The following is a 16,503-nucleotide window of genomic DNA, read 5'->3' as shown; positions in this document are numbered from 1 at the left end:
AATAGACTTATGAATATTTTACAAAAAATCTTTACTGACTATTATGAAGAAATTAAACATACTCTTCATCCCAGAAATACTGAGATGGAAAATATCGAAAAGATGATTCATTGTGGTGATCCTTCTTTTGGCGGTGCCATGTACGGCTGTCCTCATTGCGGGAAACTAAAATTTGTTCCTTTCCGCTGTCACAGTCGTTTTTGTCCTACCTGTGGAAACAAGTATTCCATGGAGCGCACTACCAGTATGTCCTTTAAGCTCATCAATGTCCAGCACCGTCACTGTGTCTTTACCATTGATGAATACCTCAGAGATTACTTTCTCAAAGATCGTTCCCTTCTTAACTGTCTCTTTCATTCTGTCACAAGTGTTATTTCACGTATGTTTTTTACCATAAATAAATCTAAAAATTTCACTCCTGGTTTTATTATGGTTCTACATACATTTGGACGTGACCTCAAATGGAACCCTCACATTCATTGTCTGATTTCTGAAGGCGGTTACAGTAACGATGGCTTTTGGCGTCATGTAAAACACTTCAACTATACTTATCTGCGTCATTCTTTTCGCACTGCACTTCTTAATGAACTAGAATCTAAGTTGGGAACCTCTTTTAAAAAAGTAAAAGCGAAATGTTACTCCGAACATAAATATGGTTTCTATGTTTATGCAAAACCAAACAAATGTGACCCTAAAAACGTAGTCAAATATATTGGACGCTATCTCGGACGTCCTGTCATAGCCACTTCCCGTATTGATAAATATGATGGCGAAATGGTTACTTTTCATTACAACCGCCATGAAGATGGAAAATATGTGCAAAAAACCTCCCAAGGAACATTCCCTGAGAGGTTTGTAAAATCTTTTTGAAATTGTACGTTCCAAAAACGTATAATTAACGTTTGGAAAACTGAGGAGCACGACGAGCTGCCTTGAGACCGTATTTCTTTCTTTCTTTCATACGTGGGTCACGAGTTAAGAATCCAGCTGCTTTTAATGCAGGTCTGTATTCGCTGTCAGCTTCCAGTAATGCTCTGGAGATACCGTGACGGATTGCACCAGCCTGTCCTGTGAATCCACCACCATGAACGTTTACTAAAACGTCAAACTTATCAAGTGTGTCTGTCAATGTTAATGGCTGACGAACAACAACCTTTAATGTTTCTAATCCAAAATATTCATCAATATCCTCTTTTATTGATTGTGATTTTACCTGTACCTGGTACTAAGTATACACGAGCTACAGATGATTTTCTTCTTCCTGTTCCATAGAATTTTGTACTAGCCACTGTATTTTACCTCCTATTAAAATGTTAATACTTCTGGTTTCTGAGCAGCGTTTTTGTGCTCTGGTCCAGCGTATACATGTAATTTTTTAATCATTGCTCTGCCTAATGGTCCTTTTGGAAGCATACCTTTTACAGCAAGCTCAATAACTCTTTCAGGTTTTTTATCCATCATCTCTTTTAATGTTGTTTCTTTCATACCGCCAACATATTCAGAGTGATTGTAGTAAATTTTCTGTTCCATTTTTTTACCGGAAACTTTTACTTTTTCAGCGTTTACTACGATTACATAATCACCTGTATCAACGTGAGGTGTGAAAACAGGTTTATTTTTTCCTCTTAAAACTTTAGCAATTTCAGATGCCAGACGTCCTAATGTCTGTCCATCAGCATCAACAACATACCATTTTCTTTCAATCTTATCCGGATTAGCCATATAAGTGTTCATGGTTTTACCTCCTATTATCAACAATATAGAATATTTTCATCATCACAATTTAATTAAACCAGACGTTTTTGAAGATACCATACCGGGGCTTTTGGCTAGGCACTTCCAGTCCACGTCACATTGATTTATTATATTATAAGTAAAAACTCTGTGTCAACAGATTTCTTCATATTAATAGAAATTTTTTGCTTTTCCTGCCACTGTCCTGTTCTTTCCCGTATCAGCATAGGCGTACGGTCTTCGAGCTCCTTTTGTCCCAGACACAATTCATTGCATACCAGTACCAGATTATCTACCGTAAGAGGGATTCCCTCTGACAGACTGCTGGCAAAAAAACGCATGGGAATTTCTCTTGGAGAACGGTAAATCCGCTTCACAAGCTCTGTATCCTTCTGAAGAAATTCCAAAAGCGGTACCGAAATTGCAGGATTCTCAAAACGCAGTCGATATTTGTTCCGTATCATGGCTTCAATCTGCATATTCTTATAATTCTGATAAGCCAGACGCTCCAGAAGATTTACCATGCTTCTGTCACACACCTCCAGGGTTGCATAAATTCCGTTTAATTCCCTGGATAATTCATAGTGCTGCTCCCACTCTTCCTTATGTTTATAGCGCACATCATGGTCTACCTCATGCCAGCCCTCGGAAAAGGTAGTGCGAATCTGCACTTCAAAGGTCTTGTCAATACGGTAATTCTCAAAAATCTCCTTTGGAAAGCGCTGCACAAATTCTTCCGGCATATGGCAGACATAATTCATACGGAGTGGATTAAATTCATTGACTTTTGGAATATCCTCATGAGAATCCTTCTCAATAACAGAATACGCGCTTTTTAAAAGCTCCTTGCATATAGGAATATCGTCCATGTAATACAGCACAATACGGATTCCGGCAAGATCCTGAAGCTTTTTGTTCTTTGCTTCGTATTCCGCCCTTTTCCACTCCAGCTTATGCCAGATAGAACCTGCCTCCTTTACTCTGGCAAATATGCGGAAATAAATTCCGCTCTTTTCTAATTTTTTCTGTATGGCACCGCCCAGCTCTTTTTCCAGGCTTCTGATTTCTTCCCGGTCCAAAAGTCTGGACAGTTCTTCTATTCCTCTCATAAACTCTCCTCTTTTGCTGAAAACCTGTCGGCAATTACAGAGTTTCTGTGACTCAAACTTTAGATTCTCTTCATTATATCAATTTCCACGGTCTTCGTAAACGTTTTTCACTAAAATTAGTGATTTTCTTTCACATAAATATGTGACTTTGTCACAGACTAATACTAAGATTTATTATATACTGCAACCATAGAAACCAAACACAAATTAAAAAAATAATTGAAAAACAAAGGAGATTATGATTATGGCAGTTTTACACATAAACGAACAGGAATTTGAAAAAGAAGTATTGCAGTCCGAAAAACCCGTGCTTTTAGATTTCTTCGCAACCTGGTGCGGCCCCTGCAAAATGCTGGGACAGGTATTAGAACAGCTTGGAGAAGAACAGGATAAATATAAAATTGTAAAAGTAGACATTGACAAAAATCCTGAGCTTACCAGAGCATGGAACATTACCACCGTTCCCTCTGTATTCTTTGTAAAAAACGGACAGGTAAAAGATTCCGCTGTAGGATTTCTCCCGAAACCCGTTCTGGAACAGAAATTAAACGCTTTATAAAAAGCGACACAAACAGAAGAAAGAGAGGCGGAAAGCTATGACAAAGGAATATGACTTTATTATTATAGGCGCAGGACCGGCAGGCATGACTGCTGCTGTCTATGCTTCCCGCGCAGGGCTTAAAACCGCTCTTTTAGAAAGCGGGGCCCCTGGCGGAAAATTACTGAAAACCAATGAAATCAGCAATTGGCCCGGTATTTTACAGGAACCCGGCTCCCAGCTTGCTATGGATATGTTTACTCACTCCACCAGCTTCGGCGCTGTTTATGAATACGGAAAGGTTGTTTCCATTACCGACGGAGAAAAAAAGCAGGTACTCTGCGAGGACGGCACCCTCTTTTTAGCCCCTGCGGTTTTAGTTGCAACAGGTACCAAGGAACGTCTGATGCACATTCCCGGAGAAGTAGAGCATATTGGCCGCGGCGTTTCCTACTGTGCGGTGTGCGACGGCGCTTTCTTCCGCGAAAAAGAAGTAGCTGTTATAGGCGCCGGAAACTCTGCTTTAGAAGAAGCGGTGTATCTCACTCAATTTGCCTCTAAAGTGTATATTATTATGAGAAGAGATGTCTTCCGTGCTGACAAAATCGCCATAGACGCTGCAAAGGCGAATCCGAAAATCCAGATTATCCAAAAGGCTGTGCCAAAAGAGGTTCTTTCCGAAAACGGACAGGTTGGTGGACTGAAAATTGCAGATGTATCCTCTGAAAAAGAAACCATTCTGCCGGTATCCGGTATTTTCCCTTATATCGGTGCTGACCCGGTCACTGACTTTTTAAAGCCTTTAGGTGTTTTAGACGAACATGGATATATGATAGTAAACGAATCCATGGAAACCTCTGTTCCCCTGCTCTACGGCGCCGGGGACGTATGCCAGAAAGTACTGAGGCAGGTAGTAACTGCGGCAAATGACGGCGCAATTGCAGCACAGAATGCTTTTCACAAGCTGAAACTGTCCTCTCATTAAAATTTAAATCTATACACCATAAAATATCCTCTCGCATAAACACGCACTAATCTTCCAAACAGACTGTGCAAAAACAGGCATGGGTGCAGCAATGAAACATATTCTGCAAATCTTTTGATATCTGTTTCATTTGCCCTTCTCATGCCTGTTCTTTTTTACTGCTGTCCAATACCTACTATCCTATCAAAACACGTTCGCGGAAAATCCCTTTTTCATGCATTCAGTGGGTATTTATCTGTCAGAGTTTTTACGATTTTCTTTGCCTCTTCCTTCCGGCTTCTGTCCTGAATCATCATAGCAATGGCTTCTGCAATTCTCTCCATATCCTCTTCCTTCATACCTCTTGAGGTTACGGCTGCTGTACCTAAACGGACACCGCTGGTTACAAAAGGAGATTCCGGATCATTTGGAATGGCATTTTTATTACAGGTAATATTCACCTCATCTAAAAGATGTTCCATTTCTTTTCCGGTAATTCCGGTTCCTCTTAAATCCACCAGCATCAAATGATTTTCCGTCTTTCCGGAAACAACCTGAACGCCTCTCTTCAACAGACCTTCACACAAAGCCCTGGCATTTTTCACGATTCTCTGCTGATATTCTCTGTATTCCGGCTGCAAAGCTTCCTGAAAACAAACAGCTTTCGCGGCAATCACATGCATCAAAGGCCCGCCCTGGATTCCCGGAAACACGGCTTTATTAAAATTAAACTGCTTTGCCACTTCATTGCTGCTCATAATCATACCGCCTCTTGGACCGCGCAGAGTCTTATGAGTTGTGGTAGTTGTAACATGAGCATAGGGAATAGGACTGGGGTGCAGACCTGCTGCCACCAGACCTGCAATGTGGGCAATATCCACCATGAGATAAGCCCCCACCTCATCTGCAATTTCACGGAATTTTTTGAAGTCAATAATCCTGCAGTATGCGCTTGCTCCTGCCACAATCAGCTTTGGCTTTGACTCCAGCGCAATTTTTCTCACTTCCCCGTAATCAATCACACCGTCCTCATTTACTCCATATGGCACAATATTAAAATAGGCGCCGGAGAAATTTGCCGGACTTCCATGTGAAAGATGGCCGCCATGCGCCAGATTCATGCCCATAACCGTATCTCCGGGCTTTAACATTGCAAAGAACACTGCCATATTTGCCTGAGCGCCGGAATGAGGCTGCACATTTACATATTCACAGCCAAAGAGCTTCCTTGCTCTCTCTTTTGCCAGTTCTTCCACTTCGTCTACACATTCACACCCACCGTAATACCTCTTTCCCGGATAGCCTTCTGCGTACTTGTTGGTAAGAGGGCTTCCCATAGCTGCCATCACTGCCTTGCTTACCCAGTTTTCTGATGCAATCAGTTCAATATGGGAATTCTGACGTTCTACCTCTTTGCAGATACATGCTGCGACTTCAGGGTCTGTGTTTCTGATTTCTTCCAATGAATACATGATTTTGTCCTTCCTTTCTTTTACTTTTCTTCACATCAAAGATATTTGTCTTTGTTACAAAGACATTTTAATTATAAAAAAATGCCCAGAGCCGGAATCGAACCAGCGACACGAGGATTTTCAGTCCTCTGCTCTACCAACTGAGCTATCTGGGCGTTTCATATATTGCCAACTTAAAGCAACAAAGCAATCTTATCATATGCAGGAGGAAATTTCAACCACTTTTTTGACTTTTTTACGAAAACTGTAACGCCCGATTGCCTTTTGTTTCCTGATACAGTTATTATATTCTAATATTAGAGTATAGGTTGTACTCTTTCTTTAGTTTATGTATAATGGGTAGAGAAAAAACACAATACTATTCTCAAAAGGAAAAAGAAAAATGAATATACGAAGACTTTTCGCAGTGTGGAGCGCCCACATCATTAAAACAGCCTGCCGCCTTACAGGAAAACAGGGGGTAACTCTGGCGGGAAAAGCGGCGCTTGCTATTTATCCCCCCATACTTAAAGAGCTTGCCAAAGAGGTGAAGCAGGACATCTTTGTCGTATGCGGCACCAATGGAAAAACAACCACCAACAACCTTTTAGCTTCTGTCCTGGAAGCAAATCACAAAAAAGTGGTATGTAACCGTACAGGCTCAAATATGTTAAACGGCGTAGCCTCTGCTTTTGTGTTAAACGCCGGATTAAACGGACATCTGAAGGCAGATTATGCCTGCATTGAAATTGATGAGGCATCTACTGTCCGGGTATTCCCTCATTTTCAGCCGGACTACATGGTGCTGACCAACCTTTTCAGGGATCAGCTTGACCGTTACGGAGAAATCGACATTACCATGAACCTGCTTTCCAAAGCTATGAAAATGGCGCCTGATATGAAGCTTTTATTTAATGCCGATGATTCCCTTTCCACTTATCTGGCGCTGGAAAATGAAAACCTTCGCGCTTCCTACGGCATCAGCCGCCCTGTACTTACAGAGGAAAACAGCCGGGAAATCAGGGAAGGGCAATTCTGCAAATGCTGCGGGGAAAAAATGCAGTACCATTTTTACCACTACAGTCAGCTTGGAGATTATTACTGCCCCAAATGTGGTTTTAAACGGCCTGTACCGGATTTTGATGGAGAAAATATCAAGCTTACCAATGGCATTGCCTTTGATGTAAAGGATTTCCATATTGAAACCAATTACCGCGGCTTCTACAATGTATACAATATCCTTGCGGTGTATGGCGCAGCCTCCATGGCAGGTATTTCTCTCACGAATTTTAATAAGATTCTGGGGGATTACACCCCTCAGTTCGGCAGAAACGAGCTGTTCCGGATTAAAGGCACAAAGGTTATGTTAAACCTTGCAAAAAATCCTGCAGGCTTTAATCAAAATATTTCTGCAGTCATGACGGACGAAGCTCCAAAGGATATTATTATTCTGATTAACGACAACAGTCAGGACGGTACTGATGTTTCCTGGCTCTGGGACGTAGATTTTGATCGATTAAAAGATACCAATGCAGCGTCCATTACTGTCTGCGGTATTCGCTTCCGGGATATGCAGCTTCGCCTGAAATATGTGGACATTCCCTGCAGTGCAGAACCGGATATTGAAAAAGCCATTTCTGAAAAAATTGAAAACGGTGTGAAAAATCTGTATGTTCTGGTAAACTACACAGGTCTTTACACCACACACAATATTCTGAAGAAAATGGAGGGCAAAAAATCATGAAGCTTAGAATCGGACATTTGTACCCTGACCTTTTGAACCTGTATGGCGACAGAGGAAACATTCAATGTATGATGAAACGCTGCCAGTGGAGAGGCATTGAAGCGGAAACCGTTGAATTTGCCCTGGAGGATTCCGTAGATTTTCAAAATCTGGATATTGTGCTTTTAGGCGGTGGTTCTGACCGGGAGCAGATGCTGGTGTGCAGCAAGCTGCGAAGCATTCGGGAAAGCTTTCAGTCCTATGTGGAGGACGGAGGCAGCGTGCTGGCTGTATGCGGCGGTTATCAGCTTCTGGGACATTATTACAAAACAGAGGAAGGCACCATTGAAGGGCTTTCTCTGGTGGATTTACACACAGAACAGGGCAGCCCACGGCTCATTGACAACATTGTTCTGGAAAATTCGGATTTTTCCCTTCCGATTGTGGGATTTGAAAACCACGGAGGCAGAACCTACATTGGAGAGAACAAGCCTCTTGGGAGAGTACTGTATGGACATGGCAACAATGGCGAAGACGGATATGAGGGTGTTCTCTATAAAAATGTGGTGGGAACCTATCTTCATGGCCCTCTCCTTCCAAAAAACCCTCACCTGTGCGATTATCTGCTGTCTAATGCATTAAAACGCAAATACGGCATTGCCGAACTTTCTCCTCTGGACGACAGCCAGGAAGAAGCAGCAAACCGCTATATTTATGAAAGATTTGTAAAACAAGGGACGCCGCGTTAAGGCGTCCCAATCCAGGTGGAAAATCTTGTTGTAATTGCAGCGATTTTTGATGCATTTAAAAAAATTAGAATTTTTTCAAAAAAAGTGTTGACATTTCTCTTCTCCTGGTGTATGATAAACAAGTCTTAAGCGAGCAAGACAAAAACAAAATAACCTGCGGGTGTAGTTCAGTGGTAGAACACCAGCCTTCCAAGCTGGATATGTGGGTTCGATTCCCATCACCCGCTCTTATGCGCGAGTGGCTCAGTTGGTGGAGCGCGACCTTGCCAAGGTCGAGGCCGCGGGTTCGAGTCCCGTCTCGCGCTTTTTTTATTTTCCAGATATTCTGTATGGAATATGGCTAAACTAAAAGAACGGTTGTGTAAAACACATTAGTCAGAATCCTTCTGTATTTGCTATGTGTTTTGTACAACCGTTTTTTCTACGTCCGCAGGATATTTACTTTTCAAGCCGTGGGCATCTTGTGAATCCCATGAAGTATGGTTTTTCCTGACCTCTGCTTCACGGAATTTTCTTTTATTCCCGCTTTCCTTCCTCAGTCTGCCGGATAATGCTTCGCATCATATCCTCGCTTAACTGTCCACTGGCATATCCAAATACATTCCCGTCCTTATCAATCATAAAGGTCGTTGGAAAAGAGCTGATTCCATAAGATATAAACAGTTCTCCTGTGGTGTCCATAAGAACCGGATAGGTATAGCCCTTTTCCTCTAAGAAGGAAAGAATTCCCTCCTTTGACTGCTCCTGTCCCCAGTCCGGAGCCGCTACTCCCAAAATCACCACACTGTCATCGCCCTTTTCCTGATATTCCTCATAAATTTTCTGAATATCCGGCATTTCTGCCTTACAGGGCGGACACCAGGTTGCCCAGAAATTTAAAAATATGGTTTTTCCCTTATAATCAGACAGGGTATGTGGATTTCCATACTGATCCTGCAGGTTAAAGTCCACGGCAGGTATTATATCCGGATTCTCGGGCTCTGATGATGCACGCTCACCGGAGTCCTTCTCCGGCGCTTCTTCTGGCTGCTCCTCTGTTTTTACCATATCAGAAGACGCGCCTGACAGATATCCGGTAACAGCATTCATTTTTCCAGTAAACATCAAAACACCCATAACTACCATTAAAATACCGCCTGCCTTTACGGTATAGCGCACAACTCTTCCGTGATTTTTGAAAAATTCCAGCACTGTCGTAGTAAAGATTCCCACTGCCAGAAATGGAAGTACAAAACCTATGGTATACACGCCAATAAGCAAAAATCCCGTTGTTCGTGCCCCTGCAGACGCCGCCATAAGCAACACGCTGGTAAGCGCCGGCCCTACGCAGGGGGTCCAGGCAAAACTAAAGGTAAATCCCATTACCAGAGCTGTAAGAGGGGACATGGCAAGCACATTCAGTTTCAGAGGAAGCCTTCTTTCCTGTCCCAATAATCTGCTGTTTCCAAAAACCCCCAACTGATACAATCCCAGAAACGCCACAAGAATACCGCCTAATCTGGCAAATAAAACCTGATTGCTCTTAAAAAACTCTCCCATGGCAGAAAAACCAAAGCCCAGGAGAAAGAAGGCAAAGCTGACGCCTAATACAAAGCAAAAGGTATGAAGCATCACCTTGCTTCTTTTGTAATGCATTCTTCCATCTTCTCCCCTTGTCCCTGTCCCTCCGGACAAATATCCGATATACAGAGGAATCAGGGGTAAAATACAAGGGGAGAAAAAGCTGATAAGTCCCTGCAGAAACACTGTGAAAACCGGAACGCTCACATCAAAAGAAAATCCCATTTACTGCCTCCTTTAGTGAAAAAAAGAGCAATTCCCGTGTTGAATTCAACAAAAGAATTGCTCTCTGTTTTTTATGTATTTCTATCTTCTGAAATTTCTTTACTGCACAATACGTCTTATTGCAATATAGTTACGATATAATGCATTCGCTGTGTATTTAATACCACCCTTTGGATAAGGAGCGCTGTTGGAAGCATGTACAATTCCGCCATCTCCTGTAAGGATTGCTACATGTCCCGGATATACAATGATATCACCTGCACGGGATTCAGAATAGCTGATTCCTACACCAGAACCTGCCTGTGCATCACTTGTACGAGGAAGGCTGTAACCAAAGTGTCCGAATATCTGCTGTGTAAATCCAGAGCAGTCGATTCCGTTTGTCAGGCTGTTTCCGCCGTATACATACGGATTTTCCGATAAACTGCATTGCATAAGATACAACTGCTTCACCTGTAGCGCTGTTATAGGAAGGCGCTGACGGTGTTTCCACCTGTGTGCTTCCGCCACCAGTGTTTCCAGTATTGCTTTCCGGTGTTGTATCTGTGTTTGTGTCTACATCGTTGTTATTATTATTATTACTGTTATTATTTGTATTGCCACTGTTATTGTCAGAAGAGCCGCCATCGTTATTGTTTGTACCAGCATTGTTGTTATTGCTTACAGTACCGCCTGTCACTGCGTTTCCACCGTTATTTCCGGAGTTGTTCTGCTGCTCCTGTTTTTTCTTTGCTGCTTCCTGAGCTGCTTTTGCTGCTGCAGCTTCCTGCTGCTGAATTTTCTTCAGCTCTGCGTTCTGCTGTGCAATCAGGTTTTTGTATTCCTGTGCCTGCGCTTTTGCAGATGCAATCTGTGCTTCATAATCTTTTGCATTTGCTTTTAAGTTGTCCACTTTTACCTGAAGAGAATCTTTCATGCCTTCCTGCTCATTTTTAGCAGTTTCTAATTCTGCTTTTTCGCCTTCCAGCTTTTCTTCCAGGTCTGTAACTTCCTGAACAATTTCTTTCATCTTCTGTAATTCATCTCTGTCATAAGCATACATTTTTTCTGTATTTTCTGCTTTTGCCAGCATAGATGCAATACTGTCAGACTCTAATAAAATCTTAGCCCATGTATCATTTCCGCCGTTTTCGTACATGTACTGAATTCTCAGTTTCATAGCTTCGTACTGTTCGTCACGGTCAGCTTCTGCTTTTGCAAGGTCTTCTTTTGTTTTTTCGATATCAGTTTCTTTTTCTTTAATATCCTCATCAAGAATTTCTATCTGGGAAATAACGCTTACTAATTCCTGCTGAGTGGAATCAATCTGTCCCATTAACTTCTGCTTCTGTGATTCCAGGCTGTTTGCCTTTGATTCAGCTGCTGATAATTTACTCTGTGTTGCAGACTTCTCGGCCTGTAAATCATCTTTTCTTGCAGCGGATACAGGCATTACCTGTGCTGCTGTCATAGCAAAAATAAGTGACAGACATAACAATCTTTTTTTCATACTTCTATGTACCTCTCTAATAATTAATTTTACACTCCGTTAAAATTCTGTAACATTTTCGAAATATTTTTCAAGCTTCCTGTATATACTACCATAAAAACAGGTCTTTTGCAAGTATAAACTTCTTATTTTTTAAGTATTTGTTACAGAAAAACCGCCATTTTTCTTCGGTTTCCATATTCTTTCCTCCCTGTTTTTTTCCGGGATTTTGTGATTTTTTACGGCTTTCACTGAAAAATTTTTCTTTTATTTTTCCAGTAAATACGGTTTTTTACAGAGTTTCCGCACAATTCGCTTCGCTTTTTTGCTTTCTTATGGTATGATAAGTTTATCAATTATTACAAATTCATTTCAAAGTAACAAAAAAGAAAGGAGAAGTACATACCTGCCCTCTATGAAAAGAAAACTAAATGAAATCATCTATACGATTTCCCGCTACACGGAAATTTTGCTGTCTGCTGTTATGCTGCTGGTGATTATTGTATTGATTATCCCCATGCTGCACAGCTTTATTACCCTTCCACTTCTGGAAATCACTTCCGCACAGTTTACAGAATTTCTGGGAAATGCCCTCACACTGCTCATTGGTGTGGAATTTGTAAAAATGCTGGCAAAGCACACAGCGGAAAACCTGCTTGAAGTTCTGATGTTTGCTATTGCCAGACAAATGGTAGTAGAACATCTGAACATGACGGAAACCTTAATTGGTGTCATTGCTATCGCAGTTATTTTTACCATAAGAAAATTCCTGCTTTTGAAAACCAACGACAGCGCAGAAAAAACCTACGATAAGCTTTAGCCATAGTTCCAGAGGCAATTCTGTATTTTAAGGAAACAAAAGTACCGCACAAAGCAGCAATCCGGAACAGCGATACATTCCTGCTCCCAATACCCTCTTTGTGCGGCACTTTTTTCTCTTATTTCTTATCTTTCTTATTTATCTCTCCAGATAATTCTTCCCTTACTTAAATCATATGGGGACATTTCAATGGTAACCTTATCTCCCGGAAGAATACGGATAAAATTCATTCTCAGCTTTCCGCTGATATGAGCTAATATCACGTGTTTGTTTTCCAGTTCAACCTTGAACATCGCGTTAGGTAATTTTTCTAACACGGTTCCTTCTACTTCAATAACGTCTGCCTTTGACATAAATTAAACCTCCTGTTGATTCTTTTCGTAATCTTTAATGGCCTTTTGGATATGTTCGTTTCGCAGTTCTTCTCCTTTTTCCATTTTTTCCTGTAAAATGGCTGGAATCCTGTAGATAATCTGAATGTGTTTTCTTCTCTTCTTCTTCTGTTTATCCACGGTTCTGCATCTGCCGTCCGCCAGATACACAAATTCCTCGTCTGCCTGCATAACTACATATACTTTTCCGGTATCATGTCCTGCCTTGGAACGGGCAAGCATACCTTTTACAAATGCTTTCATGAAACCTCCCTTATTTGCTCAGGGTAAGGATTTCCGGTTCACCCTCTGTAATGAGAATGGTATTCTCATAGTGAGCAGAAAGAGAACCGTCCTCTGTCACTACGGTCCAGTCATCATCAAGCCATTCAACATCAGCTCTTCCCTGATTAATCATAGGCTCAATTGCCAGTGTCATACCAGGCACCAGACGAATTCCTCTGCGTCTTTGACGGAAGTTCGGTATCTGTGGATCTTCATGCAGGTGGGTCCCTATTCCATGACCTACCAAATCCCGAACAACACCATAACCAAACTGTTCTGCATAGCCGCCGATAGCGGAAGAAATATCATTTAAATGATTTCCGGCTTTCGCATACTTCAGACCCTCAAAAAAGCTCTGTTTTGTTACGTCCATTAATTTCTGTGCTTCCGGTGAGATCTGACCTACTGCATAGGTCCGGGCAGCATCAGAATGATACCCTTTATAAATCAATCCGGCATCCAGACTTACAATGTCGCCTTCCTGCAGAATCCGGCTCTTCTTTGGAATCCCGTGTACAACCTCGTCGTTTACAGATACGCAAATAGAAGCAGGATATCCATTGTAATTCAAAAAGTTAGGGATACACCCCAGACCTCTGATTAACTTTTCTCCAAGCCGGTCAATATCCAGGGTACTGATTCCCGGTTTGATAAATGCACCCAGCTCATCATGTACTTTCTCCAGAAGTCTTCCGGCTTCTCTCATGAGTTCTATCTCTCTGGCAGTTTTAATTGTTACTGACATCTTTTTACTCTCCTAACACGCTGACAATCGCCTGAAAAACATCTTCCATATCAACGGTACCGTCTACTTCCTTTAACACACCTGCTTTTGCATAATAATCAATCAGAGGCTGTGTCTGGTCATGATATACCCCCAGACGTTTCAGTACTGTTTCCGGCTGGTCATCATCTCTGAGTATCAGCTTTTCACCGCAAACATCACAGATACCTTCTGTTTTAGGCGCATTGTATTTGATATGATAAGTTGCACCGCAGCCCACACATGCACGACGTCCTGACATACGGTTTACAATATTCTCATCAGGAACCTCTACATTCACGGCAAAATCTACTTTTTCTCCCATTTTTTCCAGTGCTGCGTCCAGACTCTCCGCCTGAGGAATGGTTCTTGGAAATCCGTCCAGAATGTATCCATTCTTGCAGTCTTCCTGACCTACACGGTCAATTACCAAATCCACTGTAAGTTCGTCCGGAACTAAAAGCCCCTTGTCCATGTATGTTTTTGCTTTTTTCCCTAATTCTGTATTATTTTTAATATTGGCTCTGAAAATATCTCCTGTAGAAATATGCGGAATTCCATACTTCTGTGCAATCTTTTTTGCCTGTGTACCTTTTCCTGCTCCGGGAGCACCTAACATAATAATTTTCATACCTTTTCCCCTTTCCAAAAGACACTTCTCTTCTGAATATGGCAAAACCGCCGCAGCAATGAAGAACCACAGTCTTGTGACTCCTCTCTTGCCCTGTAAAGCAGCTAAACTGCTTTCTCTGCGACGGTTTCTTCCTCATTTATCTTTTATTCACTTAAAAAACCTTTGTAGTTACGAACCAGCATACGGGACTCAATCTGTTTCAAAGTTTCCAGAACAACACCTACCACGATGATAAGAGAAGTTCCTCCAAAGGAAACATTTGCACCGAATACTCCGTTAAAGAAGAACGGAATAACCGCAACAATGACAAGACCAGTAGCGCCGATAAAAATCAGATAACTCAAGATTTTTTCCAAATATTCCTGTGTTGGTTTTCCAGGACGGATACCCGGGATAAATCCACCTCGTTTTTTCATATCATCTGCCACTTCCATAGGATTGAAAGTAATAGACGTATAAAAATATGCAAAGAAGATAACTAATACAATATATAAAACCAAACCAAGAGAATAAATGGGTTCACTCGGATTAAACCAGTTGCTTGAAGTAAGACCCTTCAGAATCTGGCTTCCGATACCTGTTCCTCCTGTTTTTCCCATAAAACTTGCAATCAGCACAGGGAAGGACATTAAAGAAGAGGCAAAGATAATCGGAATAACACCTGCAGTGTTTACCTTTAAAGGAATGGAACTGGACTGACCGCCCATTACCTTTCTGCCGACCATCTTCTTGGAATACTGTACAGGGATTCTTCTGATACCGCCGTTTAAAATTAATACCAGCACTACAACCACTAAAATAACGGCTGCAATAATCAATGCTGCCAGAGCGCCCTTTGCATATGTTTTCCCTTTGACAAACTGGTCAAAAAGAGTCATGATATCGCTTGGAATTCTGGATACAATATTAATCATCAACACAATAGAGATACCGTTTCCGATTCCCTTGTCTGTAATCTGTTCACCAATCCACATCAGCATTGCTGAACCTGCTGTAAGACAGGTTACAACAACAACGGCTTTCCCGAAATTCATATCCGGAATCAGACCCTTGTTTCCAAATCCGATTGTCATGGCAATAGACTGGAACAAAGAAAGACCGATTGTCAGATAACGGGTAATCGCTGTCATTTTCTTTCTGCCTTCTTCTCCATCACGCTGCATTTCTTCCAGCTTTGGAATTGCAATGGTCAAAAGCTGAATAATGATGGAAGAAGTAATGTATGGGGTGATATTCAATGCAAAAATTGACATTTCGGTAAAGGAACCGCCCGTGAATGCATCAAAAAAGTTAAATGCATCACTGGACTGGCTCGCAAACCATTCTTTAAAATAATCACTATTTACTCCCGGAATCGGTAACTGTGAACCAATACGAATCACAATTAACATCAGGAATACATAGAAAATCCGACGTCTTATATCCTTTATCCTAAAGGCATTTTTAAGAGTCTTGAGCATTAGATCACCTCTACTGTTCCACCTGCGGCTTCAATCTTGGCTTTTGCGCTTTCGCTTACAGCGTTTACTTTTACAGTTAATTTCTTAGTAAGTTCACCGTTACCAAGAAGCTTTACACCATCTCCTAATTTTGAGATAGCACCGGAAGCTAATAAAGCTGCTGGTGTCACTTCAGTACCGTCTTCAAATCTGTTTAAGATATCAACGTTTACTGCAATGATTTCCTTAGAGTTTCTGCACTTGAAGCCTCTCTTAGGAAGTCTTCTATATAAAGGCATCTGACCACCTTCAAAACCTGGTCTTTTTGCACCAGAACGTGCTTTCTGACCTTTGTGGCCCTTACCTGCTGTCTTACCATTACCTGAACCGTGTCCACGACCTCTTCTGAAGTTGTCGCTCTGTTTAGAACCTTCGGCTGGTCTTAAGTTTGATAATTCCATGATGGCACCTCCTTCTTTATATTAATTAGATTTCTTCAACTTTAACTAAGTGTCTTACCTGCTGAATCATACCGCGAACTGCAGCATTGTCCGGCATTTCAACTGTCTTGTTCAGTTTTCTTAAACCTAATGCTTCCACTGTTTTTCTGTGTTTCGGAACAGCACCGATTGTAGATTTCACCAGAGTGATTTTTAATTTATCTGCCATT

General features: G+C 41.6%; 18 protein-coding genes, 3 tRNA genes and 2 pseudogenes. 8 read left to right on the top strand and 15 right to left on the bottom strand.

Annotation, left to right across the window (positions count from 1 at the left end; translation table 11 throughout):
- Positions 1-9: 9 nt before the first annotated feature.
- Positions 10-828: pseudogene (locus tag DQQ01_RS02740) on the top strand (IS91 family transposase); the annotation flags it as partial.
- Between the two features lie 67 nt (positions 829-895).
- On the opposite strand, the pseudogene rpsI reads toward DQQ01_RS02740, so the two are convergent.
- The 3 genes and pseudogenes from rpsI to DQQ01_RS02725 all read right to left on the bottom strand — a co-directional run bounded on the left by rpsI (position 896) and on the right by DQQ01_RS02725 (position 2,843).
- A pseudogene (rpsI, locus tag DQQ01_RS02735) lies at positions 896-1,289 on the bottom strand (30S ribosomal protein S9).
- 16 nt (positions 1,290-1,305) lie between these two features.
- A complete protein-coding gene (rplM, locus tag DQQ01_RS02730) occupies positions 1,306-1,734 on the bottom strand; it encodes a 50S ribosomal protein L13 (protein ID WP_111918209.1) in 429 nt (142 codons plus the stop codon).
- A gap of 128 nt (positions 1,735-1,862) precedes the next feature.
- Positions 1,863-2,843, bottom strand: coding sequence for a GTP pyrophosphokinase (locus DQQ01_RS02725; RefSeq protein WP_111918207.1), 981 nt, complete (start codon positions 2,841-2,843; stop codon positions 1,863-1,865).
- 244 nt (positions 2,844-3,087) lie between these two features.
- Here DQQ01_RS02725 and trxA point away from each other — a divergent pair, with 244 nt between their 5' ends.
- Positions 3,088-3,402 carry a thioredoxin gene (trxA, locus tag DQQ01_RS02720; protein WP_111918205.1) on the top strand — a complete coding sequence of 105 codons (315 nt, stop codon included), beginning with the start codon at positions 3,088-3,090 and terminating at the stop codon, positions 3,400-3,402.
- A gap of 37 nt (positions 3,403-3,439) precedes the next feature.
- Positions 3,440-4,366, top strand: coding sequence for an NAD(P)/FAD-dependent oxidoreductase (locus tag DQQ01_RS02715; RefSeq protein ID WP_111918203.1), 927 nt, complete (start codon positions 3,440-3,442; stop codon positions 4,364-4,366).
- Positions 4,367-4,578: 212 nt separating this feature from the next.
- Here the strand turns inward: DQQ01_RS02715 and glyA are convergent, their stop codons facing one another.
- Both glyA and DQQ01_RS02705 read right to left on the bottom strand, forming a co-directional pair.
- Complete coding sequence (gene glyA, locus DQQ01_RS02710; RefSeq protein ID WP_111918201.1) at positions 4,579-5,817, bottom strand: serine hydroxymethyltransferase; 1,239 nt, start codon at positions 5,815-5,817, stop codon at positions 4,579-4,581.
- Between the two features lie 82 nt (positions 5,818-5,899).
- Positions 5,900-5,972: transfer RNA gene (locus DQQ01_RS02705), tRNA-Phe, on the bottom strand.
- A 227-nt stretch (positions 5,973-6,199) separates the two neighbouring features.
- Between DQQ01_RS02705 and DQQ01_RS02700 the strand changes: the two genes are divergently transcribed.
- From DQQ01_RS02700 to DQQ01_RS02685, 4 genes are all read left to right on the top strand, one after another.
- Positions 6,200-7,540 carry a Mur ligase family protein gene (locus DQQ01_RS02700; protein ID WP_111918199.1) on the top strand — a complete coding sequence of 447 codons (1,341 nt, stop codon included), beginning with the start codon at positions 6,200-6,202 and terminating at the stop codon, positions 7,538-7,540.
- On the top strand, positions 7,537-8,268 hold the full coding sequence (locus DQQ01_RS02695) for a type 1 glutamine amidotransferase (RefSeq protein WP_111918197.1): 732 nt from the start codon (positions 7,537-7,539) through the stop codon (positions 8,266-8,268). Before DQQ01_RS02700 ends, DQQ01_RS02695 begins: the two co-directional genes overlap by 4 nt.
- A gap of 156 nt (positions 8,269-8,424) precedes the next feature.
- Positions 8,425-8,495: transfer RNA gene (locus tag DQQ01_RS02690), tRNA-Gly, on the top strand.
- A gap of 5 nt (positions 8,496-8,500) precedes the next feature.
- A tRNA-Gly gene (locus DQQ01_RS02685) sits at positions 8,501-8,573 on the top strand.
- Positions 8,574-8,784: 211 nt separating this feature from the next.
- Here DQQ01_RS02685 and DQQ01_RS02680 read toward each other — a convergent pair.
- The 3 genes from DQQ01_RS02680 to DQQ01_RS02675 form a co-directional block, all read right to left on the bottom strand.
- Positions 8,785-10,053, bottom strand: coding sequence for a redoxin family protein (locus DQQ01_RS02680; RefSeq protein WP_111918195.1), 1,269 nt, complete (start codon positions 10,051-10,053; stop codon positions 8,785-8,787).
- A 99-nt stretch (positions 10,054-10,152) separates the two neighbouring features.
- Entirely contained in the window at positions 10,153-10,428 is a 276-nt protein-coding gene (locus DQQ01_RS18005; protein WP_334293940.1) for a C40 family peptidase, read from the bottom strand.
- A complete protein-coding gene (locus DQQ01_RS02675; RefSeq protein ID WP_330407611.1) occupies positions 10,361-11,542 on the bottom strand; it encodes a murein hydrolase activator EnvC family protein in 1,182 nt (393 codons plus the stop codon). The genes DQQ01_RS18005 and DQQ01_RS02675 overlap by 68 nt, the downstream gene beginning before the upstream one ends.
- Before the next feature lie 394 nt (positions 11,543-11,936).
- Here DQQ01_RS02675 and DQQ01_RS02670 point away from each other — a divergent pair, with 394 nt between their 5' ends.
- Positions 11,937-12,341 carry a transporter gene (locus tag DQQ01_RS02670; RefSeq protein ID WP_111918193.1) on the top strand — a complete coding sequence of 135 codons (405 nt, stop codon included), beginning with the start codon at positions 11,937-11,939 and terminating at the stop codon, positions 12,339-12,341.
- 134 nt (positions 12,342-12,475) lie between these two features.
- Here DQQ01_RS02670 and infA read toward each other — a convergent pair whose 3' ends face one another.
- From infA to rpmD, 7 genes are all read right to left on the bottom strand, one after another.
- On the bottom strand, positions 12,476-12,694 hold the full coding sequence (gene infA / locus DQQ01_RS02665) for a translation initiation factor IF-1 (RefSeq protein ID WP_003022750.1): 219 nt from the start codon (positions 12,692-12,694) through the stop codon (positions 12,476-12,478).
- Positions 12,695-12,697: 3 nt separating this feature from the next.
- Positions 12,698-12,976, bottom strand: a complete 279-nt coding sequence (locus DQQ01_RS02660) for a KOW domain-containing RNA-binding protein (RefSeq protein WP_111918191.1) — start codon at positions 12,974-12,976, stop codon at positions 12,698-12,700.
- A gap of 10 nt (positions 12,977-12,986) precedes the next feature.
- Positions 12,987-13,742 carry a type I methionyl aminopeptidase gene (map, locus tag DQQ01_RS02655; RefSeq protein ID WP_111918189.1) on the bottom strand — a complete coding sequence of 252 codons (756 nt, stop codon included), beginning with the start codon at positions 13,740-13,742 and terminating at the stop codon, positions 12,987-12,989.
- Positions 13,743-13,746: 4 nt separating this feature from the next.
- Complete coding sequence (locus DQQ01_RS02650) at positions 13,747-14,391, bottom strand: adenylate kinase (RefSeq protein WP_111920806.1); 645 nt, start codon at positions 14,389-14,391, stop codon at positions 13,747-13,749.
- Positions 14,392-14,537: 146 nt separating this feature from the next.
- Positions 14,538-15,854 carry a preprotein translocase subunit SecY gene (gene secY / locus DQQ01_RS02645; protein ID WP_111918187.1) on the bottom strand — a complete coding sequence of 439 codons (1,317 nt, stop codon included), beginning with the start codon at positions 15,852-15,854 and terminating at the stop codon, positions 14,538-14,540.
- Positions 15,854-16,294, bottom strand: coding sequence for a 50S ribosomal protein L15 (rplO, locus tag DQQ01_RS02640; protein ID WP_111918185.1), 441 nt, complete (start codon positions 16,292-16,294; stop codon positions 15,854-15,856). Before rplO ends, secY begins: the two co-directional genes overlap by 1 nt.
- Before the next feature lie 25 nt (positions 16,295-16,319).
- The gene (gene rpmD, locus DQQ01_RS02635) at positions 16,320-16,502 is read right to left on the bottom strand and encodes a 50S ribosomal protein L30 (RefSeq protein WP_111918183.1); all 183 of its coding nucleotides are present in this window, start codon (positions 16,500-16,502) and stop codon (positions 16,320-16,322) included.
- Position 16,503 lies beyond the last annotated feature (1 nt).

This window comes from Blautia argi (assembly GCF_003287895.1).
In the GTDB taxonomy this organism is placed as follows: Bacteria; Bacillota; Clostridia; order Lachnospirales; family Lachnospiraceae; genus Blautia; species Blautia argi.
The sequence above is the reverse complement of the archived record's forward strand: the minus strand, read 5'-3'. Positions and strand labels throughout refer to the sequence as shown.